Here is a 23648-nt window from a genome sequence, read left to right on the forward strand (position 1 = left end):
CCGGCCGTCACCGCGGCCCCGAGTGCTCCTCCCGGGTCGCCGCCGTTCACCCGGACGGCGGTAGCCCGGGGGGTGCGGGGAGGGCGCGCAGCTGCCGTAGGGGCGCACGGAGAATTCTGCGCGCCGACTGCCGACCGGACTGCTCGATACCGGTTGACCTGCGAATTCCGTAGCGGAGGACGGCATTTCGTTCGCGGCAACAGGATGTTAACCGGATCGGCACACTCTGCGCCCAGAACTCACTTTTGCTTGCCCCATACCCGTGTTTTACTCGCTCTTGACGCAACGTCAGGTGAGCAGAGCAGCACCTGACGTCACCGAAGGAGGCAGCCACTCCCATGGAACCGCTCATCGACCGGGCCCGGGCGTTCCCGCAGCGGGTCGGGGACGCGGGCCGCGAACTCACCGGTCTCGCCGCCGGCCAGAGCCCGCAGGCCCTGTTCATCACCTGTTCCGACTCCCGGGTGGTCCCGGCCCTGATCACCAACGCCGACCCCGGCGACCTCTTCGAGCTGCGCACCGCGGGCAACATCGTCCCCGTCTACCGGGCCGACGGGGCCTCGGGGGAGACCGCCACCGTCGAGTACGCCGTCGAAGTGCTGGGCGTGCGCGACATCGTCGTCTGCGGCCACTCGCACTGCGGCGCCGTCGGCGCCGTGGTCCGCGACGAGGACCTCAGCGTGGTGCCCGCCGTCCGCGACTGGCTCCGCCACGCCGACCCGACCGTGCTCCGCGCCGACGCGGCCGACGTCTTCGACCCGACCGTCGCCGGCCCCGTGCAGCGGCACGTCCTCGCCCAGCTCGACCGGCTGCGCGGCTATCCCGCCGTCGCCCGGCGGCTGCGCGAGGGGCGGATCCGGCTGCGCGGCTGGTTCTACGAGATCCACACCGGTCTGGTGCTCGAACACCGGCCCGACAGCGGTCTGTTCCTCCCGCTGTGAGCCCCGATCCGCACGGGCCGCCGCACGATCAGCGGCCGCACGCCCCGCCGCCCTCCGGCCCGATGTCCCGCGGTCCGATGACTCGCGGCCCGATGTCCCGCGACCGCCGTCCGAACCGACACTCTCCCGAGGACCCGATGACTCGTCGTCCCGCGCTTCGGCTGAGCACGCTGCGCTCCGACCTCCCCGCTTCCCTCGTCGTCTTCCTGGTGGCGCTCCCGCTCTGCGTGGGCGTCGCCGTCGCCTCCGGCGTACCGGCCGAACTCGGCCTGGTCACCGGCATCGTCGGCGGTCTGGTGACCGGGCTGATGCCCGGCAGCAGCCTCCAGGTGTCCGGCCCCGCCGCCGGGCTGACCGTCCTCGTCCTCGCCGCCGTCCAGGAGCACGGTCTCGCCACCCTCGGCGTGATCACCGCCGCGGCCGGGCTGCTCCAGCTCGCCATGGGAGCCGCCCGCCTCGGCCGGCTGTTCCGGGCGATCTCCGTCTCGGTGGTCCAGGGCATGCTGGCCGGCATCGGCCTGATCCTGATCGCCGGTCAGCTCTACGCGCTGGCCGACATCAAGGGCCCCACCGGCGGCCCCGCCAAACTCGCCGGGCTGCCCGGCCTCGCCGCCGACATCGCCGGGGACGGACGGGCGCTCGCCGCCGCCGCGATCGGCGCCGGCACGATCGCCGTCCTGCTGCTCTGGCCGCGCCTGCCCGCCCGGGTCCGGACGGTCCCCGCGCCGCTCGCCGCCGTCGCCGCCGCGACGGCCGTCACCGCCCTGTTCGACCTGCCCGTCGCCCGGGTCGAGGTGGCCGGCCTCGCCGGCGTCGTCGACCTGCCCGCCGTCTCCGACCTCGCCGCTCTCGGCAGTATCGGCGTGCTCGGCACCGCGTTCGCCTTCGCGCTGATCGCCTCTGCCGAGAGCCTGTTCAGCGCCGCCGCCGTCGACCGGCTGCACCACGGCCCGCGCACCGACTACGACCGCGAACTGCTCGCCCAGGGTGTCGGCAACACGGTCTGCGGCCTGCTGGGCGCCCTGCCCATGACCGCCGTGATCGTCCGCAGCGCGGCCAACGTCCAGGCCGGCGCCCGGACCAAGGCGTCCCGGGTGCTCCACGGAGTCTGGCTGCTGCTCTTCGCCGCGCTGGTCCCCGCCGCCCTCTCCGTGATCCCGCTCGCCGCCCTGGCCGGCGTCCTGGTCCACGCCGGCGCCAAGCTGGTCCCGCTGCGCACCCTGCGCCCGCTCTGGCGGGCCGACCGGGGTGAGGCCGCGATCCTCGCCGTCACCGCGATCGCCATCGTGCTGACCAACCTGCTCGAAGGCGTCCTGCTCGGCCTCCTCCTCGCCGTGCTCAAGAGCGCCTGGGACACCTCCCACCTCCAGGTCGTCGTCGCCGAACTGCCCGACGGCGCGGTCCGGGTGACCCTCCACGGCAGCGCCACCTTCCTCCGGCTGCCACGGCTCCTGGAGACCCTCGAAGCCCTGGAGGGCCTGCCGGCGGACCGCCCGGTCCGGCTCGACCTCGCCGGGGTGCGGCATCTCGACCACGCCTGCCGCAGCGCCCTGGAGCAGTGGCAGGAACGCCACAACCGCAGCGGCTCCGCCGAACTCGTGGGCCTCCCCGCCGCGGCCGCCTGATCAGCCCTCCGGGCGCAGCGCCCCGGCCCGGGGGGTCTGCTGGTAGAGGGCCCGGCGTCCGGACCTGGTCCGCACCAGCAGGCCCGCGCGGTGCAGGACACCGAGGTGGTAGGAGACGGTGCCGGCCGCGAGCCGGTGGCGGTCGGCCAGTTCGGTGGTGCTCCGGGGGGAGTCCAGGTCGGCCAGGATCCGGGCCCTGGTGGCGCCGATCAGGTCACCGGCGGGCGAGGCCGACGCCGAAGCCGGCTCCGGGCCGGCACCGGGGTCCGGGAACGCCGGGTACAGGATCATCGGCCGCAGTTGCCGGGCGCCGGGCAGCGGGTCGACCGAGACGTGCAGGTCGGAGCTGAAGACGGTCGGGGTGAGGTACAGCGCCGTCGCCGGGAGCTCCGCCCTGGCCTCGACGAGCAGCCGGACGCCCTCGTCGTCGTGGAGGACGCGCGGGTGCAGTCCGGCGAGCACGCTCGCCAGGCCCTGCCGGGCGGAGAGCTGGGCCCGCCGGGCGATGTCCGCGTCGATCCGGGCGCGCAGGCCGGCCCAGCGCGGTCCGACGGCGGACTGCCAGAGCTGGTGGAGCTCGGCCGCGACCAGTTCGGCGAACGCGGTCTCGCCCCGGTCGAGTGCCCGCAGCAGGGCGCGCGGCGCGCGGCCGCCGGTGATGCCGAGCCCCGCGTCGCCCACGAGCATCGTCCTGATCTCCCCGGCCAGCCGCTCCGGGGCGACCGTGGCGACCGCGTGCAGTTCCCGTTCGAGCGACTCCTCGTGCTGCTCGGGCTGGGGATTGAGGAAATCGGGGATGTACGTCCACGCCCCGGTGAAGAAGCACTCCAGCAGGGCCAGCCGCCGTTCGCGGACCGCTTCCCGGACCAGCGCGCCCGGGCCGCGTCCGCCCGCGCCGGGCCCGCCCGGGCCGCGTCCGCCCGCTCCGGCGGCCGAACGGAGCAGCCACAGGCTGTCGGTGACGGTGTGGAGCGGCGAGATCACGAACCGGGTGTTCGCCAGGGCCCGCGCGTCCAACTCGATCCGGAGCACCGCATCCCCTTCCGCCCGTGCATTCGATCCTCATCGAATCATTCGACCCGGCCCCCCGGCGGGCGATTCCATGGATCAGTGCCGACCGGGTCCGGAGCGACCGGATCCGAACCACCGCGGCAGCGAAGGAGATCGACGTGATCAGGAAGGGGGCGATCACCGGCGGGGCCCTCGGCCGGGGCGGCACCGGGCAGCCACCGCTCCGTCACGCCGCAGCTCCGTCACGCCGTCGCTCTCTCACGCCGCCGCTCCGTGAAGCCGCCGCGCGTCCGATCCCCCTGCGGCCCCCGCCCCACCGGGGGCCGCAGGGACGGCCGGGTCCGCGCCGGCCTCCCGTCACGCCGCTCTCCGCTCTCCGCCCTCCGCCGGGGGCACCATGGGGTGGACGGTCGATGGCGCGGCGGGCGGAGGCTGGATGGAGCGGGCGGCGGGGGAGTGCTGGGTGGTCGGGGCCGACGTCGGCGGCTCCGGGATCCGGGTCGGGGCGGTGCCCGCCGGTCGGCCCGTCGGTCCGACGGCGGTGCGGACGGTCGAGTCGGCCGCCGCCGCACGGGTGTCCGCCTCGGCGGGCGGACAGGACGCGCGGGCGCTGCTCGACCGACTGCTGCCCGCGCTCGACACCCTGGTCGGCGGCCTGCCCGGCGGGGCCGGGATCGGCGCGGTCGCGGTGGGCGCCACCGGGATGGCCCTGCTCGGCCGGGACCTGGCCGCCCGGCTGCCCGGTCCGCTCGCCCGGGCCACCGGGGCCCGGCGGCTGGTGCTCGCGGGGGACGCGATCACGGCCTACGTGGGCGGGTTGGGCACCGCCGCCGGGGTGGTGGTGGCCGGGGGGACGGGGCTGGTCGCGATCGGCCACCGCCCGGGCGGACCGTGGTGCCGCGCCGACGGCTGGGGCCAGCTGCTCGGGGACTGCGGTGGCGGTGCCTGGATCGGCCGGGCCGGGCTGGAGGCGGCGCTGCGGGCGCAGGACGGGCGCAACGGGGGTTCGCCCGTCCTGCTGGCCGCCGCCGAGCGGCACTACGGTCCGGTGGCCGGTCTCCCGGCGGCCCTCCAGCCGCGTCCGGACCGGGCGGCGCTGCTCGCGGAGTTCGCCCCGGCGGTGGTCGCGGCCGCCGAGGACGGCTGTCCGGTCGCGGCGGGCCTGGTCCGCCGCGCGGGCGAGGAGATCGCCGTCACCGCGACCGCCGCCGCCGCGGCCACCGGACAGGCCGGGCCCCGGCTGGCCCTGACCGGCGGTCTGTTCCGCCTCGACCCGCTGCGCCGGGCCACCCTGGACGCGCTCGCGGTCCGCCTCCCGGCCGCCCGGCCGGGCCCGCCGGACGGGCCGCCCCTGCTCGGCGCCCTCCGCCTGGCCGCCGCCGCTGCCGTCACTGCCGTCACTGCCGACGGCAGTGACGCCCCGGACTTCCCCTGGCCGCTGGACCCGCCCCTCCTCGCCGTCCTCGACCTCCCCGCCGCCGACGGCCGGTGGCGGTGGCGGTGGCGAAAAGCGTTTGAGCGGCGTTCCCGGCTCTGACAGCGTGGTCGGTATGAAGAAGACCCCTGCCCCCGAGGACTGGCTCGCGACCAATCGCGCCAACTGGGACGGCCGCGTCCCGGTCCACACTGCCAGCGATTTCTACGACCTCCCCGGCTTCGTGTCCGGCGACGAGGCACTACGCGGTTTCGAGCTGGCCGAGGTCGGTGACGTCAGCGGCAAGTCCCTGCTCCATCTCCAGTGCCACATCGGCCTGGACACCCTGTCCTGGGCCCGGCACGGCGCCACCGTGACCGGCCTGGACTTCTCCGCGCCGGCGGTGGAGGCCGCCACCGAGCTGGCCGGGAAGATCGGCGCGGACACGGCCCGTTTCGTCGTCTCCGACGTGTACGAGGCGGTGACGGCGCTCGACGGGCAGACCTTCGACATCGTCTACACCGGCCTGGGCGCGCTGTGCTGGCTCCCGGACATCGAGCGCTGGGCCCGCACCGCGGCGTCCCTGGTGGCCCCGGGCGGCTTCCTCTACCTGGCGGAGTTCCACCCCTTCGGCGACACCCTGGGCGACGACGGCCGGACGGTGGAGTACGACTACTTCGACCGCGACGCCACGGTCTGGGACGACCCCAGCACCTACACCGACGGCGAGGTGTCGTCCTCGGCCACCACGACCGTCGAGTGGCAGCACGGGATCGGCGAGGTCCTCAGCGCCCTGGTGGCGGAGGGCCTGCGGGTCGAGTTCCTGCACGAGCACGACTTCACGCTGTTCCCGCGGTTCCCGGTCCTGGAGCGCGACCGGGGCTTCCGCTTCCCGGCCGGTCAGCCCCGGGTCCCGCTGATGTACTCGATCCGCGCGAGCAAGCCGGCCTGACGGTCTGGCGCCCGCCCGACGACTGGCCCGCCGGACGACCCGGCCCGCCGGACGAGCCGACGGGGCCGATAAGCCGACGGGACCGACAAGCCGGCCGGCCCGGGGCACGGCCGTCCGGCGCGGTCCTACGCCCGGGTGAGCAGGGCCGTGCCCAGCTCGGTCGCGGTGTAGTGGACCTCGCGGCGGTAGCGGTGGCCGGTGACCAGACCGGCGTCGCGCAGGACGGCGAGGTGCTGGGAGACCGCGCCCAGGCTGAGCCCGGTGCGGGCGGCGAGCTGGGTGGTGGTGCTCGGGGAGCCGGTGCAGGCGAGCAGCCGGGCGCGGCTTCGGCCGAGCAGCCGGGCGAGCGCGTCGTCCGTGTTCTCCCGGCGCTCCCAGAGCAGCCCGAGGGCGCGGGCCGGGTAGACCAGGGCCGGCGGCGTTCCCCGGCGGCCGGTCAGCACCCGGCAGCGGTCGGCGAAGGCGCTCGCGGTGAGGGTGAGTCCGGTGCCGCCGAGGTCCTCGCCGTCCGCCGGGAGGTCGGGCGAGCGCAGCAGGTCCCCGTCCCGGTGCAGGGCGGGGTGGAGCGAGGACAGCACCTCGTGGATGCCGTCCTCGGCGAGCAGCCGGGTCCGGTGGGCGATGTCGGCCTCCAGGACGGCGCGGATGCGCGGCCAGTGCGGCCGGACGGCCGCCTCCCACCAGGAGTGCAGGGCCTCGGCAAGCTCGGGCAGGACGCGCTCCGGGTCCTCGGCCAGGCGTTGTTCGAAGCCGGTCGGCACGGGCCGCGGCACGGTGGCGAGAGCATCCCGGACCTGCTCGGGAGGGGTGACCAGCAGGGCGGAGAGCTCCTCCTCGATCTCGGCCAGCGGGCAGCGCGGAGCCGGCAGCAGCCGCCCCGCCACCGCGTCGAACCGGCCGGCGAGCGCCGCCAGCGGTGCGGTCCGCCCACCGGGGCCGCCGTCCTGAGGCAGGGCCGGGGCCCGGCGGAGCCAGGGCAGGTGCACCACGTGCCGGCCGGGATCGGTGACGGCGCGAGCGCCGGCCGCGGTCTCCCAGAGCGGGGAGATCGCGAATCTGAGATTGCCCAGGTCGTGCGTCCCGAACCGCAGCTCGCCCATCCGCACCCCCGGTCGACGTTTTCGCCCAGACTAAAACACTGGCCGCACGGTGATCATGCTCAGGATGCTGGCGGACATGACTCCTCCTCCCACCGGCCTCTTCCGGCACGCCGACTTCCGGCGGTTCTGGGCCGCCGACACCGTCAGTCAGGCGGGCGCGGCCGTCACCCTGGTCGCGCTTCCGCTGGTGGCGGTCGGCACGCTGGACGCCACGCCGTTCGACGCGGGCCTGCTGGTCGCCTTCGAGTACCTCGGCTTCCTGCTGATCGGACTGCCCGCGGGCGCCTGGGTGGACCAGGTGCGGCAGCGGCCGGTGATGATCGCCGCGGACGTGGTCCGGGCCGTGCTGCTGTTCTCCGTCCCGGCGGCCTCCTGGCTGGGCGTGCTGACCCTGCCCCAGCTGTACGCGGTGGCGTTCGGAATGTCGGTCTGCACCGCGTTCTTCGACGTGGCGCACGGCAGCTACCTCGCGCACCTGGTGCCGGACGAGCAACTGGTGGCGGCGAACGTCCGGATCGAGGCGGGCCGAAGCACGGTCCAGGTCGGCGGTCCGGGCGTGGGCGGTGCGCTGGTCGGCGCGCTGACGGCGCCGGTCGCGCTGGCGGCGGATGTGCTGAGCTTCGGCGTCTCGGCACTGCTGCTGGGCCGGATCCGGCGCTCCGGGGCCCGGCCGACGACCCGGCCGACGACCCGGCCGGGGGCGGGACTGCGGACGGAGATCGCGGAGGGCCTGCGCTTCGTCCTCGGTGACCGGCTGCTGCGGGCGGTCACCTTCACCGCGGCCGTCTCCAACCTGTGCGGCACGGTCGGTGCCTCGATGCTGGTGGTGCTCCTGGCGGGCGAACTGCACCTGTCACCGTTCCTGTGCGGGCTCGTCTTCGCCGCGGAGGCCGTCGGCGGCCTGGTCGGCAGCCTGCTCACGGTGCGGTTCACCGCCCGGCTCGGTCAGGGACCGGCCATGTGCGCGGCGGTCGCGGGCAGTGCCGTGCTCTGGTTGCTGGCGGTGCCGCTGTTCCGGGCCGACGGCCGCTTCGTACTGGCCGTCCTGCTCCAGGCCCTGGGCTGGGTGCTCTTCATGACCTTCAGGATCACCTCGGTCGCCTTCCGCCAGCGGCTCTGCCCGAAGCCGCTGCTGGGCCGGGTGACGGCGACGGTGCGCTTCCTGGTCTGGGGCGTGATGCCGGTCGGCGCGCTGATCGGCGGTGTGCTGGGGCAGAGCCTCGGTGTCCGGCAGGCGCTCTGGGCCGGCGCCGTGGGCGAGCTGCTGGCCGTCCTGCCGGTGCTCTGCTCACCGCTGCGCCGGATGCGCGAACTGCCGTACGACCGGTCCGAACCCGCGCCCCGGTCGTCGGTGGGTGCGGCCGCGGGATGAGGTCCGCGGTGGCGGCCGGACGGATCCGGGCCGCCACCCGCGGCATGCCGTGCCGTCAGGGCTTGTGGGCGACCGCGCCGTACATGCTGACCCGGTCCGCGCCGGGGACGGGGTCGCCCTCCGGCCGCCACAACGGGACGGTGACCACCCCGGGGTCGAGGACGTCCAGGCCGTCGAGGAAAGCGGTCACCTGTTCCCGGCTGCGGCCGACCAGCGGGGCGGTGGCCTTGCTGTAGACGCCGGTCACGCGGTCGCGGACCGCGGCGGGGATGAAGTCGGCGGTGCCGTGCGAGAGGATCAGGTGGCTGCCGGGCGCGAGCGTGTCCAGCAGGGTGCGGACGATCTCGTACGGTCCGCTCTCGTCCGGCACGAAGTGCAGCACGGCGGCGAGGACGAGGGCCATCGGCTTCTCGAAGTCGAGCAGCTTCTCGGCCTCGGCGGCCGCGAGGAGGTCGAGCGGCTCGCGCAGGTCGGCCTGGATGACGGTGGTCCGGCCGACGGCGGTGCCGCCCATCAGGGCCCGGGCGTGGGCGAGCACGATCGGGTCGTTGTCGACGTAGACGATCCGGGCGCCGGGATCGACGGCCTGGGCGATCTCGTGGGTGTTGCCGGCGGTCGGGATGCCGGTGCCGATGTCGAGGAACTGGTCGATGCCGAGTCCGGCCACGTGGCGCACCGCCCGGTTCAGGAAGCCCCGGTTGGCGCGCGCGGTGGATCTGAACTCCGGGTTGGCCGCCAGCGCCCGCTCGGCCGCCTCGCGGTCGGACGGGAAGTTGTCCTTGCCGCCCAAGTAGTAGTCGTACATCCGCGCGGGGTGCGGAATCTCCGGCCGGAGGTCGGCGGGGACGCCGGGCTCGCCCGGCTCCCACATCTCGTTGTAGCCCACCACTGTCCGCACGCCTCCGCACCCGGCCGAACCGATGATCCGTCGGCGGACAGCGTAGGTGGTCGGGTACGCCCGTGGTGGGGTGAGGTCGGTTCACCCCCGCTTGTGCGCAATGGGCGCGTTGCGAGGGCTTGGGCCGGAACGGCCGTCGCCCGGCGGGCGGTTCGGGGCCGTTCGTCCGTTGTCGGAGGCTCCTGGCACGATCGCGATCATGAATGTCCCCCGTACCACCCCGCCGCGTCCTCCAGGTGTTCTGGTGCCCGATCGAGCACGAGCCGGACTACAAGCCGCCGACCACGCTCGTCTGGCGCTCCGCGGCGGCGGTGACCGACCTCCTCGCCTCGCCGCCCGCGCCGGAGGTCGTCGAGGACGACGAGCAGCTCTCCGTCTGCCCGGAGTCCCCGGAGCACCCGCACACCTCCCTGATCCAGTGAAACCGCCCGCCGTGGATTCTCGTGGCGGCGGCTCCCTCGCCCCGCCCGCCGTTTCCCGCCCCGGCGGGCGGGCCGGGGCGGACAGGCGCAGGATGGGAGGGTCCTGGGCGCCGCCCGCGAGCGAGGCGTGCCGCCGTGGAGCGACAGTGGGAGGTTGACGTGGCCGTAGCCGAGATCGTTCCGGCCGACATCAGGGAGTGGCGGGGGCAGGCCGTCGTGGACGAGAAGGACCACCGCATCGGCACCCTGGAGTCCGTCTATGTCGAGACCGCCAGCGACGAGCCGTACTTCGTGACGGTCACGGTCGGTCTGGCGGTGAAGCGCAGGCTGGTGTTCGTCCCGCTCGACGGCGCGGTGCTGGGGCCGGGATACCTCCGAGTGGCGTTCCCCAAGGCGCTGGTGAAGCAGGCGCCCTCGATCGGGGTGGACGACGTGCTGCCGGCCGAGGACGAGCCCGAGGTGTTCGCGCACTACAAGCTGGAGTACGTCACCGGGGCGGGCGGGGAACGGCGGCTGGCCCGGCGCTGACCCCGGCCCGGCGCTGACCCCGGCCCGGCGCTGACCCCGGCCCGGCACCGGTGCCCGCCCGGGCCCGGCACCGGTGCCCGCCCGGGCCCGGCTCCGGGCCGGGCGCCCGGCGCCCACCCGAGCGCCCACCCGAGCGCCCGTCCCGACCGGTGCCCGGAGCGGTCGGCCACCGAGGTCCGGATACCCCACGGGGTACACTGGAGGGCCGGTGGTCGACGTGGAGGGCGGTCCGGACATGCAGGTGGACGAGGAGGCCGTGGGCGCCGTCCTGAACCGGCTGCGGCGTGCCCAGGGTCAGCTCGCGGGCGTGATCGCCATGATCGAGGCCGGCCGGGACTGCAAGGACGTGGTGACCCAGCTGGCCGCCGTGTCGAGGGCGCTCGACCGGGCCGGTTTCAAGATCGTGGCGAGCGGCATGCGCCAGTGCCTGGCCGGTGCCGAGGAGGGCGCGGCGCCGATGACCGAGGCCGAGTTGGAGAAGCTCTTCCTCACCCTCGCCTGACGGACCGCCGCCCCGCCGCTCCTGTCGCCGCCCCTGCCGACGGTCCTGTCGGCGTCCCCGGGCCGTGTCCCCGCGCCGTGTGCCCGCGTCGTGTGCCCGCGCCACTGCTCCGGGAGCGGCCCCGGCGCCGCCCCCGTCCCACATTTCCCGCGCCGCCCGACATCCCGTCACGCTTCGTTCATGTCCCGGTCGCCGACCTTCGGGTGAATGGGCCCGGCCCCGCAGTTGTACAGCCAACTGTCGACGGGCCGACCCTCCCAAGCCTCCGTCACCAGCCGCGGACGGCCCCGGCCCGGCACCCCCCGACGGCCCGGTGCCCGAGCGGCGGACAGGACATCCGTGGCCACCGGCAGCACCCTGACCATCACGTCGTCGAGCAGCCCCGTCGAGGGCGACCGCCTCACCTTCCACTGGACCACCGACGCCCCCGACGCCAAGAACTGGGTCGGCATCTACGACGGGGACCGTCAGCCCGGCACGGGCAGCTCCCTGCTCTGGAAGTACACCCCGGCCGCCGACGGCGACGTCCAGCTCGACACCTCCGCCCTGACCGGCGGCCCGTACACGGCGTACCTGCTCGCCAAGGACGGCTACGGCGTCCTCGCCAGGACCCAGCCGTTCACCTTCCGGCCCAAGCCGGCCGTGGTCCGCCCGCACGCCGTCGTGGACTCCTTCACCGCCACGCCCGTCGCCCCCGGCGCGGCCGTCACCGTCAAGCTCGGCGGCCTCTGGGCCCGCCCCGCCGGGAACCCGGCCGGCAGCGCGGCCTTCCGCAAGGTCTCCGGACCGTCCTGGCTCGCGGTCGCCGCCGACGGCACCGTCACCGGCACCGCGCCGGGCGGCGCCGCGCCGCGCACCCCCGAGGTCCTGGTCGTCGGCGTCAAGGACAGCGCCGGCGCCACCGACACCGTGACCGTGCTGCTCCCGGTCGTGGACCCGGCCACCGCGCCCCGCCTCAAGGTCGCCAGCTGGAACCTCGCCAACGCCGGTGCCGCCTTCACCGACGCCACCGAGAAGCAGCTGCGGGTCGTGCTCGCCCAGGGCCTGGACGTGCTCGCGCTCCAGGAGACCGCGGGCAAGGCGGCCCAGGCGCTGGCCGACGCCCTCGGCTGGTACGCCCACCAGAGCGCCGGCAGCGTCGGCCTGCTCAGCCGTTACCCGCTGACTGCCGTCACCCCGGCCACCGCCGAACTGCCCGCCGCCGCGGCGACCGTGCAGCTGCCCGGAGGCCGCGCCGTCCGGGTCTGGACCGCGCACCTCGACGAGTCCGACTACGGCCCGTACGCCCTCCAGGACGGCCGCACCGCCGCGCAGGTCCTCGCCGCCGAGAACGCCTCGGTCCGGCTCCGTCAGGCCCGGGCGCTGGCCGCCGCCGTCACGGCCGACGCCGCCGCGGGTGCCCCGGTGGTGCTCGCCGGCGGACTGGCCTCGCCCTCGCACCTCGACTGGACGGCCGCCACCGCCGCGGCCCACGGCGGCGCCGGCGCGCTCGCCTGGCCGGTCACCACCGCTCTCCAGGCGGCCGGACTCACCGACACCTTCCGCGAGGAGAACCGGGACCCGGCGAAGGCGCCCGGCACCACCTGGTCGCCGGTCCGCAAGCAGCGCGCCGCCGGCAAGGCCGAGCCGCAGGACCGGACCGACTACGTGCTGTACCGGGGGAAGCTGCGGCTCGTCGAGGCGCACACCCTGGTCGCCGACTGGCCGGCCACCGCCGCCGACCCGGCCGCCCTCGCCGCCAACCAGTGGCCGTCCGACACCGCCGCCGCGGTCGCCACCTTCCAGCTCTGAAAGGCCAGTTCGCGATGTCCGAGCTCTCCCGCCGCACCTTCGTCGGCGCCACCGCGGCCGCCGGCGCCGCCGCCCTGACCGGCCTCCAGGGCACCCCGGCCCAGGCCGCGCCCACCCAGCCCGCCGGCGCGCCGGCCCGCCTCACCGGCACCATCAAGGACGTCAAGCACGTCGTGGTGCTGATGCAGGAGAACCGCAGCTTCGACCACTACTTCGGCGCCCTCAACGGCGTGCGCGGCTTCGGCGACAAGCAGGGGCTCCAGTTCCCCGACGGCACCGACGTGTTCCGCCAGCCCGACCCGCGCCGCAGCGACGGCAACGTGATGCTGCCCTACCGGATGGACACCTCGAAGTACAACGCGCAGAACGCCGGCGGCCTGCCGCACGACTGGGCCACCGGCCACCAGGCCATCAACAACGGCGCGATGAACAAGTGGATCGCCGCCAAGGGCGAGCGCACCATGGGCTACTTCACCCGTGAGGACATCCCCTACCAGTACGCGCTCGCCGACGCCTTCACCCTCTGCGACGCCTACTTCACCTCGCTGGCCGGGCCGACCGACCCCAACCGGCTCTACCTGTGGACCGGCACCTCCGGCCCCGGCCGGGACGGCACCACCGGCCCGTGGATCGACAACACCCCGGTCACCGACAACCCGGTCGCCGACTGGACCACCTACGCCGAGCGCCTCCAGGCGGCGGGCGTCACCTGGCGGGTCTACCACAACCCCAGCAAGGACGACCGCACCGGCGACTACGACGACAACGCGCTCTCGTACTTCAAGCAGTTCCACGACTTCCCGAAGGACGACCCGCGTTACATCAACGCGATGACCAAGTTCGACCCGGCGGCCTTCGACGCCCACTGCAAGGACGGCACCCTGCCGACCGTCTCCTGGCTGGTCGCGCCGTACCTGTTCTCCGAGCACCCGGAGGCCGGACCGGCCTACGGCGCGCACTGGGTGAACCAGGCCCTGCAGTCGCTGATGTCCAACCCGGACGTGTGGCGGCACACCGTCTTCCTGGTCATGTACGACGAGAACGACGGCTACTTCGACCACATGGTGCCGCCCACTCCCGAGCCGGGCACCCCGGAGGAGTTCACCCAGGGCCGCGCCATCGGTCTCGGCAACCGCGTCCCGCTCTGGGTCGCCTCGCCCTGGTCGCGCGGCGGCTGGGTCAACTCCCAGGTGTTCGACCACACGTCGGTGCTGCGCTTCATGGAGCAGGTCACCGGTGTCGCCGAGCCCAACATCTCCGCCTGGCGCCGCGCCGTCTGCGGCGACCTCACCAGCTGCTTCGACTTCGCCGCCCCGGACCAGTCGATCCCGCAACTGCCGGACACCAACGCCCTGATGGCGAAGGCCGACGCGGGCACCAAGCTCCCCGGCGTGCAGCTGCCCGCCGTCGGCGCCCAGGCCATGCCGGTGCCCGAGCGGGGCGACCGCCCGCACCGCCACCTGCCCTACCAGCCCTGGGCCGAGGCGGAGGTGGACCGTCTCACCGGCCGGGTCACCTGCACGATGAGCAACGACGGCTCGGTGGCCTTCCCGTACACGGTCTACCCGAACATCGTCCAGCCCTTCGCCGGAACGCCGTTCACCGTGGCCCCGGGCGCCTCGGCCACGTACGTCTGGGAGGCCGCGAGGACCAACGGCCGCTACGACTTCACCGTGCACGGCCCGGACGGCTTCGTCCGCCGCTTCGCCGGCACCGTGGTCCGCGACGGCCAGGGCGGCGCCGAGCAGCCGTCCGGACAGAACGACATCGCGGTGCCGATCGTCACCGCCGACCTGTCCGGCTCCAAGCGGCTCACCCTCCAGCTCGTCAACGACGGCATGACCGACGTCTGCTTCACCGCGGTGCCGAACGACTTCGCGGGCACCGCGCAGACCGTCTGGGTCCGGCCGGGCAAGCAGAGCAACCTCGTCTGGCCGCTGGACAAGCAGGGCCGCTACGACGTGGTGGTCACCGCCGCCACCGGTCAGCGTTTCACCCGCCGGTACGCGGGCTGGGTGCACTGAGTCCGGATACCGGGCGCCGCGCCACGACCGGGGAGCACCGGTCGTGGCGCGGCGCGTCCTGCCGCACCGGTCGTGGCGTGGCGTGCCCGGGGACACCGGGGCCCGCGGCTACCGTCGGCCCATGCAGCAGATCACACCCTGTCTCTGGTTCGACGACCGGGCCGAGGAAGCCGTCCGGTACTACACCTCGGTCGTCCCCGACTCCCGGATCACCGGCATCACCCACTGCACCGAGGCCGGCCCGGGCACGCCCGGCACCGTGCTGACGGTCGCCTTCGAACTCGGCGGTCACCCGTACGTGGCGCTCAACGGCGGCCCGCTCTTCCCGTTCACCGAGGCGGTCTCGCTCCAGGTGCACTGCGACGACCAGGCGGAGGTGGACCGGCTCTGGGCGGCGCTGCTGGAGGGCGGCGGCCAGGAGGGGCCCTGCGGCTGGCTCAAGGACCGCTGGGGCCTGTCCTGGCAGGTCACCCCGCAGGTGCTGATCGACCTGGTCTCCGACCCGGACCGGGCCAAGGCCGCCCGGGTCACCGCGGCGATGCTGGAGATGCGCCGGATCGACATCCAGCTGCTGCTGGACGCCGCGGCGGGCTGAGGCACGGCGGCGGGGGTGAGCCCCTGTCGCGGGCACCGTCGCGGGCTCAGCTCCGGGCGCCCGTCGGGTCCTTCCGGCGCCGGCGGCGGACCCGGGCGAGGACCGGGCGCTCGCCGCGGAGCCAGCGGCGCAGCCGGCCGAGCCGGGAGAACCGCTCCCGGCCCGCCACCGACGCCCGGTCCAGCTCCTCCATCAGCCGCCGGGAGCGGTGCTCCAGGTCCAGTTCGTCGAGGATCCGGTCGACCTCGGTCAGCAGCGAACCGAGCAGGTGCCAGCTCTCCGGGTCCGCGCGGACCTGCTCCAGCAGCAGCCGGGCGACGTTCTCCCGGCTCGCCCAGGCGGCGGTCAGCTCGGCGGCGAGCCGCTGCTCGGCCTCCTCGGCGTTCCGGCTGACCTGGGTGGTGACCAGCACGGCGAAGCTCACCAGCGCGCCGCCGACATGGGCGAGCAGCTCCTCCATCGCCACCGCGAGGTCCGGCGCCACCAGCGGATCGCCGGGCCCGCGCCGTTTGGCGAGGTCGGTGAGCGAGCGCGAGATGACCCGGATCACCACCACGCAGATCTCCAGCGTGTCCAGCCCGGTGCGCAGCACCAGCCGGGAGAGCAGGCCCTCGCTGATCCGGGGATTGAAGCGCAGGCTGTCCTCGGCCTGGCGCAGCGCCGCGTCGACGTCGGCGATCGCCTGGTCGAGCCGGCGGGCCTCGTGCAGGCGCTCGGCGGCGTCCGCGACGGGGGTGGGCCGGCCCAGCTGGTCGGCGAGGTCGAGCAGCAGCTGCCGGGCCCGGCGGGCCAGGTCCTCGATCTTCTCGCCCGCGGTGTCCACCCAGACCGGCGGGGCGAACAGCAGGTTGAACAGCAGGCCGACGCTCGCGCCGATCAGCGTCTCCAGCACCCGGTCCCAGGCTTGGGAGGCGAGTTTGGTGACGCCGAGGATCAGCATCGCGCTGATCGCGACCTCCTGGACGAACTCGTCCACCCGGACGAACCGGCCGATCACCAGCGAGGCCAGGATGATCAGCCCGAGGCTCCACCAGGAGAGCCCGACCACGGCGCTGAAGCCGATCGCGATCAGCACGCCGACGACCACCGAGTTCACCCGGCGGATGCTGGTGGTGAGGGTCGAGTAGACGGTGACCTGGACGACCAGCAGCGCGGTGAGCGGGGCCGTCAGGGGGGCCGGTTCGCTGCTGAGCCAGGTCGCCACCACGTAGGAGAGGGTGGCGGCGACGGTCGCCCGGGCGGTCTGGACGGCGAAGGGTTCACGGGCGGCGCGGCGCAGCAGGCCGACCACGGAGTCCGGTAGCAGGGCCATGCGCACCTCCTTCCCCGTCCCACGGATCCCACCGGTCCGGTTCCGTCCGTCCTGACCCGTCCGGGAAACCGGCCCGGGTCCGGACGGCCGTCCGGGTGACGGGCCGGGCGGGCGGCGGCTACTGCTTGCCGCGCCCCTCGCGCAGCAGCTTCCACGGCGCCAGCGCCGACTCCACCTGCACCCCGAGGCTCATCTTGGACGCGCCCTCGACCCGTTCCTCGAAACGGATCGGCACCTCCTTGATGGTGAGCCCCTGACGCACCACCCGGTGGTTCAGCTCGACCTGGAAGGAGTACCCGTTGCTGTGCACCGTCGGCAGGTCGATGGCCCGCAGGGTCTGCGCCTTCCACGCCTTGAAGCCGGCGGTGGCGTCGCGCACGCCCAGGCCGAGGATGGTGTTCACGTAGAGGTTGGCCCAGGAGGAGAGCGCCTTGCGGTGCCACGGCCACTCCTCGGCGGTGGACCCGCCGGGCACGTACCGGGAGCCGATCACCACGGCGGTGTCGTCGGCCAGCAGGGTCTCCACCATCAGCGGCAGGACGGCGGCCGGGTGCGACAGGTCGGCGTCCATCTGGACCACGACGTCCGCGCCGTCCTCCAGGGCCCGGGCCATACCGGCCACGTAGGCGCGGCCGAGGCCGTCCTTCTCGGTGCGGTGCAGCACCCGGACCCGGCCCTCGGACCCGGCGGCCAGCTTGTCGGCCACCTCGCCGGTGCCGTCGGGGGAGTTGTCGTCGACGACCAGCAGGTGCAGGTTCGGCAGGTCGAGCCCGGCCAGCAGGCCGGCGAGCACCGGAAGGTTCTCCCGCTCGTTGTAGGTGGGCACGACCACAACGACCTTCGGGGCGGCCTCGACCATGTTCTGTTCCCTCGCGAGTTCGGCGGCGCTGCCGTCGGGCTGCGGCGGCCGTGCGAGTCTAGCCGCGCTGCTTCGAACACCGTCGAGCCGGACCGCTCCCCGGACCCGGGGCCGGGGAGCGGTCCGTGCTCACGTCCGGGCCCGGGCCCGGGGCCGCCGTCGGGGCCGCCGGTCACCTGGACCGGCGGGAACTCCAGGCGGGGGCGACGACGCCGATCAGGAGGACGGCGAAGCCGAGCTGGAGCAGATGGCGGATCCAGTCGATGCCGGAGGTGTGCCGGACACCGATCCACCCGGCGACCGCGTTGCCCAACCAGGCCCCGGCCGCGCCGAGCAGCATGGTCAGCCACCACGGAATGGCCTGCGGGCCGCGCAGGATCAGCTTGGCGATCACACCGAGCACGAAGCCGATGAGCAGAATCCACAGGAGCTGGAACATCGCATTCCACCTTTCGAGGCACGTTCCCTCATGATCGCCCGAACCGCGCGGCACGGCACGTCCAGACGACGGCCGCCGGGGTGCGGGCCGTCCGGGCCCCGCCTGCCCCGACCGCGCCGGACCATTCCCCGCTGCCGCTGCCGCTGCCGCTGCCGTCCCCGCTGCCGCTGTCGCTCCGGGGCCGTCCGCCGACGAGTCCCGCGGACCTCGCGGTGGCGCCGCGACGCGGGCGGCGCCCGCCGCCCCGGTCGGACCCGTTCCGGCGCGGCGTCCCGTCGGCCGGTCCCACCGGTCCGGCCGGTCCGACCGGGTGCGGTCCGCGGGCGGACGACTCTGGCGGCGGGCGGTGCCCAGCCGCTACGGTCTGGACCAGCCACCCGTCCGGCCGATCGGCCGCGCCCCGTCCTGGCCACTTCCGGGAGTCGTCATCAGCACCCGATCCACCGTCAGCGCCGTTCCCGCCACCACCGCTCCGGCACCCGCGACGCCCGACGCGCTCACCCTGACCGACCTGCTCGACGACCGGGCGGCCCGCCACCCCGACCGGCCCGCGCTGATCGCCCCCGGCCGCCCCGCACTCGACTACCGGACGTGGCGGGAACGGGCCGTGCGCGCCGCCCACGGGCTCGCCCGGACGGGCGTCCGGCCGGGGCAGCGGGTGCTGCTGCTCTTCCCCAACCGCTCCTGGGACGCCTACGCGGTGGCCTTCCTGGCCGCCCACTACGCGGGCGCGGCGGCCGTCGTCGTCCGCGAGGACCTGAGCGCCGAGGACACCGCGCGGCTGGCGGGCGACAGCGGGGCCGTCCTCGCCGTCGCCCCCGAGGCCGAGGACGAGCGCGCCGCCGGCCTCCGCACCCTGCGGCTCGCCGACCTGGAGGCGGACGGCGACGGGGCCCAGGACCCGCCGCACCGCCCCGCCCCCGGCGACCTCGCCCAGGTCATCGGCACCTCCGGCACCACCGGCGCGCCCAAGGGCGTGCACGCCGCCCACGCCAGCCTGACCGCCGGCCAGCGGCTCGACCCGCGCCCCCGCCCCTACGCCCACTCCGCGCACGCCGTGCACGCCTTCCCGATCGGAACCAACGCGGCCCAGGTGGTACTGGTCAACGCGCTGGTCGCCGCGCCCGCCACGATCTGCCTGCCGCGCTTCGACGCCGAGGAGTTCGCGCGGACCGTCGCCGAGCACCGGGCCGGCACCGTCTTCCTGGTGCCCTCGATGGCCGTCGAACTCCTCAACTCCGGCGCGACCGGGCGCCACGACCTGAGCAGCGTCCTGCTGATCAGCTCCTCCGCCGCGGCCCTGCCCGCCCCCGTCGCCACCGCCCTGCGCGCGGCCCTGCCGACCGCGACCCTGGTCAACACCTACACCTCCGCCGAGGCGTCGCCCGCCCAGATCTCCGCCGTCGTCGACGCCCGCCGGCCCGGCTCGGTCGGCCGCCCCGCCAACCCGGCCGACCTGCGGCTGCTCGACGAGGCCGGGCAGCCGGTCGCGCCAGGAGCCGTCGGCGAGGTCTGGCTGCGCCAGCCGGGCCCCCCGCGCGGCTACACGGCCGGACCCCAGCTCTCGGCCGCCGTCTTCCGGGACGGCTGGGTACGGATGGGAGACCTAGGCCGGCTCGACGCCGACGGCTACCTGTACCTGGTCGACCGGGAGAGCGACATCATCAAGTCCGGTGCCCTCAAGGTCTCCACGCTGCGGATCGAGGACGTCCTGCACGCCCACCCGCAGGTCGCCGACGCCGCCGCGCTCGGCCTCCCGCACCCCGTCATGGGCGCCGTGCCGGTGGCCGCCGTCGTGCCCGCCGCAGGCGGCCTGGACCTCGACGAACTGCGGCTCTTCCTCGCCGCCCGCCTCGGCCGCGCCGAACTGCCGGTCCGGATCCTGCTCACCGACCGGCTGCCCCGCAACCCCAGCGGCAAGGTCGTCAAGCACGAGCTGCGCGCCCGCTTCGACACCCCCGCCGAGGCGCCGGCCGGCACCCCGCCCGGCACCGGCACCGAACGCGCCCTCGCCGCCGTCTGGCGCAAGGTGCTCGGCCGGCCGGTCGCGGCCGTCGAGGACGAGTTCTTCGCCCTCGGCGGCGACTCCTTCCGCGCCGTCCAGCTCGCCGCCGCCGTCTCCGCCGAGTTCGGCGTCACCGCCACCACCGCCCTGGTCTTCGAACGCCCCTCGCTGCGCGCCCAGGCCGCCTGGGTGACCGCCGCGCCCAGGACCGCCGGGGCCGCGCCCCCGGGCGACGACTCCGCGCTCTCCCCGTTCCTGCGCGAACTGCGCGCTCAGCCCCACGACCTCCCGCTCACCTCCCAGCAGGAGAACTTCCTGCGCTGGATGGCCGAGGCCGAGGGCCGCAATGTCGGCGCCGTCGCCGTGATGTTCCGCGTCACCGAGGCGCTGGACCCGGGCCTGCTGACCGAGGCCCTGCGGGAGGCGGTGCGCCGCCACCCCGCGCTGCGCACCCGCTTCGTGCCCGTGCCCGGCGCGCTGCCGGGCGTGCGGCGCGCCGTCGTCGACGCCGAGCCCGAACTGGAGGCCGTCCTCGTCGACGCCCCGGGCGAGAGCGACGACGAGGTGTCGGCCCGGCTGATCGCGGTCCGGGACCGGCTCACCGACGTCGGCGAGGGCCCGATGACCGGCCTCGCGGTGGTCAGCCGGGGCCCCGACGACCACGCGGTGCTGCTCGCCGTCCACCACATCGTCGGCGACGGCTGGTCGGTCGGCGTGCTGCTGCGCGACCTCGGCGTCATCTACTCGGCCCTGCGCCGCGGCCGCCCCGCGCCCCCGCCCCGGCCGATGCCCACGCTCGGCGAACTGGTGACCCGGTCCAACGCCAACTGGCCGGTCTCCCGCGCCCACTTCGCCCGCACCCTGGCCGGCGCGCCGGAGGCGGTGCACCCCTTCCCGGGCCGCGCCGACACCGAGACGGTGCTCAGCGCCGCCCACCGGCTCACCGTCCCCGCCGAGCGGGCCGCCGCCCTCCGCACCCGGGCCGCCGCGGCCGGGGCGACCCCCTTCCAGGCCCTCGCCACCGTCTGGCTCGGCCTGCTCGCCGAGCTCAGCGGCCAGGACGACCTGGTCCTGATGACCCCCGTCCCCGGCCGCACCACGCCCGAGGCCGAACAGGCCGTCGGCTGTTTCGTCCAGTCGCTCCTGCTGCGGGTCGACGCCTCCGGCGCGCCCGGCTTCGCCGAACTCCTCGCCCGCGTCCGCGACACCGCCACCGCCGCCCTGGACCACCAGCTGTACCCCTTCGCGGAGTTCAGCCCACTGGTGCCGTTCGCGGCCTGGCTCCGCTACGAGAGCTGGAACGCCCCGGCCCAGCTCCCCGGCCTCGCCTGCACCGCCTGGGAGGTCCCGCGCGGCGCCACCGTCCCCTACCCGATACCCGGCGGCGACCGGCACGTCCCCGAACTCGCCGCCACCGAACAGCCCGACGGTTCCCTGGTCTGCTGGCTCCGCCACAACGAGCACGCCTTCACCCCGGCCGCCGTCGAGGCCCTGGCCACCGCCCTGGAGACCCGCCTCGCGGAGGCCGCGGGGGTCTGACGGGGAGTGGGCGGGCGTGATTGTCGGTGGTCGGTGCCACGATGTCGACGACCCGACCGAAGGAGATAGTCATGGGTACCTGGGACATCGGCCACTTCGACAACGACACCGCCGCGGACTACTGCGGCGCCCTGGACGAGGCGCCCCCGGGCGAGCGGGAGGGTCTGCTCCGCCACGCCCTGACGCTGACCGCCGAAGCGGGCGCCGAGGACTACCTGGACAGTGACGAGGCCGTGAGGGCGCTGGCCGCCGCCGCCCTCGTCGCGGCCCAGTGCCCCGGCGGCGAGCCGGTGACCACCGCCTACGGCCCCGGCGAGCCCCTCCCGGTCCTCGCCGCCGACCTGCGGCCGCTCGCCGTGGCGGCCCTGGACCGGACCGTGGCGGAGGAGTCCGAACTCGCCGAACTCTGGGACGAGACCGAGGACGGTCCCGCCTGGCGCCGCGCCGTCCAGGCACTGCGCGACGTCCTCGCCCCGGTGGCCGGACCGGGTCCGGAGGTTACGGTCGACGCCTCCTGATGGCCGGTCAGGCCGCCCGCGCCTCGCCGTCGGCGGCGTCGAACCGGGTCCGCAGCGCGGCGGCGCCGCCCTCGGCGAGCCAGTCGCCCAGGGTGCGCAGACCGGGGTGGACCGCCCGCAACGCCTCGATGTCGACCCGCCAGCGGTGACCCTCGGCCCACTGCCGACGGACCTCCGCGAACCCGGGGTGCAGCGCGGCGGCCTCGTCGTGGCCGACCTGCTCGTAGCGCAGCGTCCGCCCGGTCGCGGCGCCGATCGCGGCGACGGCCTCGACCGGGGTCGGGGCGTCACCGGCCAGTTCCAGCGTCCGCCCGGCGAACCGCTCCGGCTGCTCGAAGGCCAGGGCGGCGAACTCGGCGATGTCCTCCAGGGCGATCATCTGGAGCGGTTCGTCCGGCGGGAAGAGGTGCCGGTGGACGCCGCCGGTGAACCCGTCGAGGCCGATCCCGGCCACGCCCAGATAGTTGGTCATGAACCGCACCGGCCGCAGCACCGTGACCCGTTCGATTCGCTGCCGCAGGTACTCCTCGGTGCGGCGCTTCCCGGGCGCCGAGAACGCGCTGCCCGTGGTCGGGGCGACACCGGTGAACACCACCTGGCGGACCCCCGCGTCGGCGGCGGCGTCGGCCAGGGCCCGGCCGCGGCCGAACTCCAACTCCTCGTCGAGGCCCGCCGACCCGTAGGCCACCGGCGGGACGACGAACAGCGCGCCGGCCCCGGCCAGGGCCGGGCCCAGGCTCGCCGGACGGTCGAGGTCCGCGACGGCCAGCTCGGCCCCGGCCTCCGCGAGCGCCACGGCGGCGGGCGCGGCCGGGTCCCGGACCAGGGCGCGCACCGGCCGCCCGGCGGCCAGCAGCCGCCGGGCCGTCGCGCCGCCCTGCTTCCCGGTCGCGCCGGTCACGGCGACGACGCTCCAGGCGGTGTCCTTGCGTTCGGCGTGTTCGGTGTGTTCGGTCATCTCGTCCTCCCTCGTCCCGGCCTGTGCTTCGGCGCCGGGGATCTGGGATACTCCAACCCGTTTGACTCCGGGGGCGCAAGGGGTTTCGTGACATGACGACGGTGATCGGCGCGGGCGACCGGAGCGACGCCCGCCGCAATCGGGCCCGGGTGCTGGCGGCGGCGGCCGAGGCGTTCGCCGAGCGGGGGCTCGACGTCCCGCTCGGGGACATCGCCCGCCGGGCGGGCGTCGGCGCCGGCACCGTGTACCGGCACTTCCCGAGCAAGAACGCCCTCGTCGAGGCGGTGATGACCCAACAGCTGGCCGAACTCGTCGTCTCCGGCGAGCGGCGGATGGCCCGGTCCGCTCCCACCGACGCCTTCTTCGGCTTCCTGCTGGACGTCATCGGCACCTCCAACAGCAGGGTGACCGTCTGCGACGTCATGTCGGCCGACGCGAGCTGGCCGCGCCCGCTCCTGACCGCCACGGTGGCGCGGCTGCACCAGCTGCTGACGGCGCTGCTCGGGGCCGCGCAGCGGGCCGGCGGTGTCCGGCCGGACCTCGACCCCGACGACGTGGTGGCCATCACCGTCGGGTGCGCCGCGATGCTGACGGCCCGGCACGACCGCGCGGCCGGCCTCGCGCTGGTCCGGCTGACCCTGGACGGCCTCCGCCCGTCCGGCCCGACTGTCACGGAAAGCCGCTCGTTGCGTGACAGCCGAAACCCCCACCCCGCCCCGGCCTGTGAGGACTGCGGAGCCGCTCTCACCGTCCACGCCACCGGCCGCCCGGCCCGCTACTGCGGCGCCACCTGCCGCCAGCGCGCTCGCCGTCGCCGCCTCGCCCCGTGACCTCCTCGGGTCC

The 23648-nt window shown here is 75.2% G+C and carries 21 protein-coding genes; 14 read left to right on the top strand and 7 right to left on the bottom strand.

Annotated features, from left to right (window positions below; translation table 11 throughout):
• Window positions 1-338: 338 nt before the first annotated feature.
• Together ACIQ9P_RS06680 and ACIQ9P_RS06685 are read left to right on the top strand one after the other, a co-directional pair.
• Window positions 339-941: a carbonic anhydrase gene (locus tag ACIQ9P_RS06680; RefSeq protein ID WP_402350768.1), complete on the top strand. Its 603-nt coding sequence runs from the start codon at window positions 339-341 to the stop codon at window positions 939-941.
• 137 nt (window positions 942-1078) lie between these two features.
• Window positions 1079-2566: a SulP family inorganic anion transporter gene (locus ACIQ9P_RS06685; RefSeq protein WP_402350770.1), complete on the top strand. Its 1488-nt coding sequence runs from the start codon at window positions 1079-1081 to the stop codon at window positions 2564-2566.
• Here the strand turns inward: ACIQ9P_RS06685 and ACIQ9P_RS06690 are convergent, their stop codons facing one another.
• A complete protein-coding gene (locus ACIQ9P_RS06690) occupies window positions 2567-3598 on the bottom strand; it encodes an ArsR/SmtB family transcription factor (protein ID WP_402350773.1) in 1032 nt (343 codons plus the stop codon).
• Between the two features lie 415 nt (window positions 3599-4013).
• Here ACIQ9P_RS06690 and ACIQ9P_RS06695 point away from each other — a divergent pair, with 415 nt between their 5' ends.
• Window positions 4014-5114, top strand: a complete 1101-nt coding sequence (locus tag ACIQ9P_RS06695) for a BadF/BadG/BcrA/BcrD ATPase family protein (protein WP_402350775.1) — start codon at window positions 4014-4016, stop codon at window positions 5112-5114.
• Window positions 5115-5127: 13 nt separating this feature from the next.
• Complete coding sequence (locus tag ACIQ9P_RS06700; protein WP_402350778.1) at window positions 5128-5943, top strand: class I SAM-dependent methyltransferase; 816 nt, start codon at window positions 5128-5130, stop codon at window positions 5941-5943.
• 125 nt (window positions 5944-6068) lie between these two features.
• Here the strand turns inward: ACIQ9P_RS06700 and ACIQ9P_RS06705 are convergent, their stop codons facing one another.
• Entirely contained in the window at window positions 6069-7043 is a 975-nt protein-coding gene (locus ACIQ9P_RS06705) for a DUF5937 family protein (protein ID WP_402350781.1), read from the bottom strand.
• A 76-nt stretch (window positions 7044-7119) separates the two neighbouring features.
• On the opposite strand from ACIQ9P_RS06705, the gene ACIQ9P_RS06710 reads away from it, so the two are divergent.
• A complete protein-coding gene (locus ACIQ9P_RS06710; protein ID WP_402350784.1) occupies window positions 7120-8415 on the top strand; it encodes an MFS transporter in 1296 nt (431 codons plus the stop codon).
• Window positions 8416-8470: 55 nt separating this feature from the next.
• Here the strand turns inward: ACIQ9P_RS06710 and ACIQ9P_RS06715 are convergent, their stop codons facing one another.
• On the bottom strand, window positions 8471-9313 hold the full coding sequence (locus ACIQ9P_RS06715) for an SAM-dependent methyltransferase (protein WP_402350787.1): 843 nt from the start codon (window positions 9311-9313) through the stop codon (window positions 8471-8473).
• 203 nt (window positions 9314-9516) lie between these two features.
• Between ACIQ9P_RS06715 and ACIQ9P_RS06720 the strand changes: the two genes are divergently transcribed.
• The 6 genes from ACIQ9P_RS06720 (at window position 9517) to ACIQ9P_RS06745 (ending at window position 15175) form a co-directional block, all read left to right on the top strand.
• Window positions 9517-9735 carry a hypothetical protein gene (locus ACIQ9P_RS06720; protein WP_402350789.1) on the top strand — a complete coding sequence of 73 codons (219 nt, stop codon included), beginning with the start codon at window positions 9517-9519 and terminating at the stop codon, window positions 9733-9735.
• Window positions 9736-9894: 159 nt separating this feature from the next.
• The gene (locus tag ACIQ9P_RS06725; protein WP_402350792.1) at window positions 9895-10263 is read left to right on the top strand and encodes a PRC-barrel domain-containing protein; all 369 of its coding nucleotides are present in this window, start codon (window positions 9895-9897) and stop codon (window positions 10261-10263) included.
• A gap of 235 nt (window positions 10264-10498) precedes the next feature.
• Entirely contained in the window at window positions 10499-10765 is a 267-nt protein-coding gene (locus tag ACIQ9P_RS06730) for a metal-sensitive transcriptional regulator (RefSeq protein ID WP_402351473.1), read from the top strand.
• Between the two features lie 339 nt (window positions 10766-11104).
• Entirely contained in the window at window positions 11105-12556 is a 1452-nt protein-coding gene (locus ACIQ9P_RS06735; RefSeq protein WP_402350795.1) for an endonuclease/exonuclease/phosphatase family protein, read from the top strand.
• Between the two features lie 14 nt (window positions 12557-12570).
• A complete protein-coding gene (locus ACIQ9P_RS06740) occupies window positions 12571-14580 on the top strand; it encodes a phosphocholine-specific phospholipase C (RefSeq protein ID WP_402350798.1) in 2010 nt (669 codons plus the stop codon).
• 121 nt (window positions 14581-14701) lie between these two features.
• Entirely contained in the window at window positions 14702-15175 is a 474-nt protein-coding gene (locus tag ACIQ9P_RS06745) for a VOC family protein (RefSeq protein ID WP_402350801.1), read from the top strand.
• 46 nt (window positions 15176-15221) lie between these two features.
• On the opposite strand, the gene ACIQ9P_RS06750 is transcribed toward ACIQ9P_RS06745, so the two are convergent.
• The 3 genes from ACIQ9P_RS06750 to ACIQ9P_RS06760 all read right to left on the bottom strand — a co-directional run bounded on the left by ACIQ9P_RS06750 (window position 15222) and on the right by ACIQ9P_RS06760 (window position 17785).
• Complete coding sequence (locus ACIQ9P_RS06750; protein ID WP_402350804.1) at window positions 15222-16487, bottom strand: aromatic acid exporter family protein; 1266 nt, start codon at window positions 16485-16487, stop codon at window positions 15222-15224.
• A gap of 118 nt (window positions 16488-16605) precedes the next feature.
• Entirely contained in the window at window positions 16606-17346 is a 741-nt protein-coding gene (locus tag ACIQ9P_RS06755; RefSeq protein ID WP_402350807.1) for a polyprenol monophosphomannose synthase, read from the bottom strand.
• A 172-nt stretch (window positions 17347-17518) separates the two neighbouring features.
• Entirely contained in the window at window positions 17519-17785 is a 267-nt protein-coding gene (locus ACIQ9P_RS06760) for a GlsB/YeaQ/YmgE family stress response membrane protein (RefSeq protein WP_402350810.1), read from the bottom strand.
• A 346-nt stretch (window positions 17786-18131) separates the two neighbouring features.
• Here ACIQ9P_RS06760 and ACIQ9P_RS06765 point away from each other — a divergent pair, with 346 nt between their 5' ends.
• A complete protein-coding gene (locus ACIQ9P_RS06765) occupies window positions 18132-21329 on the top strand; it encodes an AMP-binding protein (protein ID WP_402350813.1) in 3198 nt (1065 codons plus the stop codon).
• A gap of 71 nt (window positions 21330-21400) precedes the next feature.
• Window positions 21401-21847 (top strand): DUF4259 domain-containing protein, encoded by a 447-nt coding sequence (locus ACIQ9P_RS06770; protein WP_402350816.1) that lies wholly within the window; start codon window positions 21401-21403, stop codon window positions 21845-21847.
• Window positions 21848-21854: 7 nt separating this feature from the next.
• Here ACIQ9P_RS06770 and ACIQ9P_RS06775 read toward each other — a convergent pair whose 3' ends face one another.
• Complete coding sequence (locus tag ACIQ9P_RS06775; protein WP_402350819.1) at window positions 21855-22805, bottom strand: NmrA family NAD(P)-binding protein; 951 nt, start codon at window positions 22803-22805, stop codon at window positions 21855-21857.
• A 92-nt stretch (window positions 22806-22897) separates the two neighbouring features.
• Here ACIQ9P_RS06775 and ACIQ9P_RS06780 point away from each other — a divergent pair, with 92 nt between their 5' ends.
• A complete protein-coding gene (locus ACIQ9P_RS06780) occupies window positions 22898-23635 on the top strand; it encodes a TetR/AcrR family transcriptional regulator (protein ID WP_402350821.1) in 738 nt (245 codons plus the stop codon).
• Window positions 23636-23648 lie beyond the last annotated feature (13 nt).

The organism is Kitasatospora sp. NPDC094019 (assembly GCF_044764505.1).
Lineage (GTDB): Bacteria > Actinomycetota > Actinomycetes > Streptomycetales > Streptomycetaceae > Kitasatospora.

What these genes read in the sequence shown, in the direction of transcription:
- ACIQ9P_RS06680 (WP_402350768.1), top strand. Translation starts at nt 339, where the DNA reads ATGGAACCGCTCATCGACCGGGCCCGGGCGTTCCCGCAGCGGGTCGGG.
- ACIQ9P_RS06685 (WP_402350770.1), top strand. Translation starts at nt 1,079, where the DNA reads ATGACTCGTCGTCCCGCGCTTCGGCTGAGCACGCTGCGCTCCGACCTC.
- ACIQ9P_RS06695 (WP_402350775.1), top strand. Translation starts at nt 4,014, where the DNA reads ATGGAGCGGGCGGCGGGGGAGTGCTGGGTGGTCGGGGCCGACGTCGGC.
- ACIQ9P_RS06700 (WP_402350778.1), top strand. Translation starts at nt 5,128, where the DNA reads ATGAAGAAGACCCCTGCCCCCGAGGACTGGCTCGCGACCAATCGCGCC.
- ACIQ9P_RS06705 (WP_402350781.1), bottom strand. Translation starts at nt 7,043, where the DNA reads ATGGGCGAGCTGCGGTTCGGGACGCACGACCTGGGCAATCTCAGATTC.
- ACIQ9P_RS06710 (WP_402350784.1), top strand. Translation starts at nt 7,120, where the DNA reads ATGACTCCTCCTCCCACCGGCCTCTTCCGGCACGCCGACTTCCGGCGG.
- ACIQ9P_RS06720 (WP_402350789.1), top strand. Translation starts at nt 9,517, where the DNA reads ATGTCCCCCGTACCACCCCGCCGCGTCCTCCAGGTGTTCTGGTGCCCG.
- ACIQ9P_RS06730 (WP_402351473.1), top strand. Translation starts at nt 10,499, where the DNA reads ATGCAGGTGGACGAGGAGGCCGTGGGCGCCGTCCTGAACCGGCTGCGG.
- ACIQ9P_RS06740 (WP_402350798.1), top strand. Translation starts at nt 12,571, where the DNA reads ATGTCCGAGCTCTCCCGCCGCACCTTCGTCGGCGCCACCGCGGCCGCC.
- ACIQ9P_RS06745 (WP_402350801.1), top strand. Translation starts at nt 14,702, where the DNA reads ATGCAGCAGATCACACCCTGTCTCTGGTTCGACGACCGGGCCGAGGAA.
- ACIQ9P_RS06750 (WP_402350804.1), bottom strand. Translation starts at nt 16,487, where the DNA reads ATGGCCCTGCTACCGGACTCCGTGGTCGGCCTGCTGCGCCGCGCCGCC.
- ACIQ9P_RS06755 (WP_402350807.1), bottom strand. Translation starts at nt 17,346, where the DNA reads ATGGTCGAGGCCGCCCCGAAGGTCGTTGTGGTCGTGCCCACCTACAAC.
- ACIQ9P_RS06760 (WP_402350810.1), bottom strand. Translation starts at nt 17,785, where the DNA reads ATGTTCCAGCTCCTGTGGATTCTGCTCATCGGCTTCGTGCTCGGTGTG.
- ACIQ9P_RS06770 (WP_402350816.1), top strand. Translation starts at nt 21,401, where the DNA reads ATGGGTACCTGGGACATCGGCCACTTCGACAACGACACCGCCGCGGAC.
- ACIQ9P_RS06775 (WP_402350819.1), bottom strand. Translation starts at nt 22,805, where the DNA reads ATGACCGAACACACCGAACACGCCGAACGCAAGGACACCGCCTGGAGC.
- ACIQ9P_RS06780 (WP_402350821.1), top strand. Translation starts at nt 22,898, where the DNA reads ATGACGACGGTGATCGGCGCGGGCGACCGGAGCGACGCCCGCCGCAAT.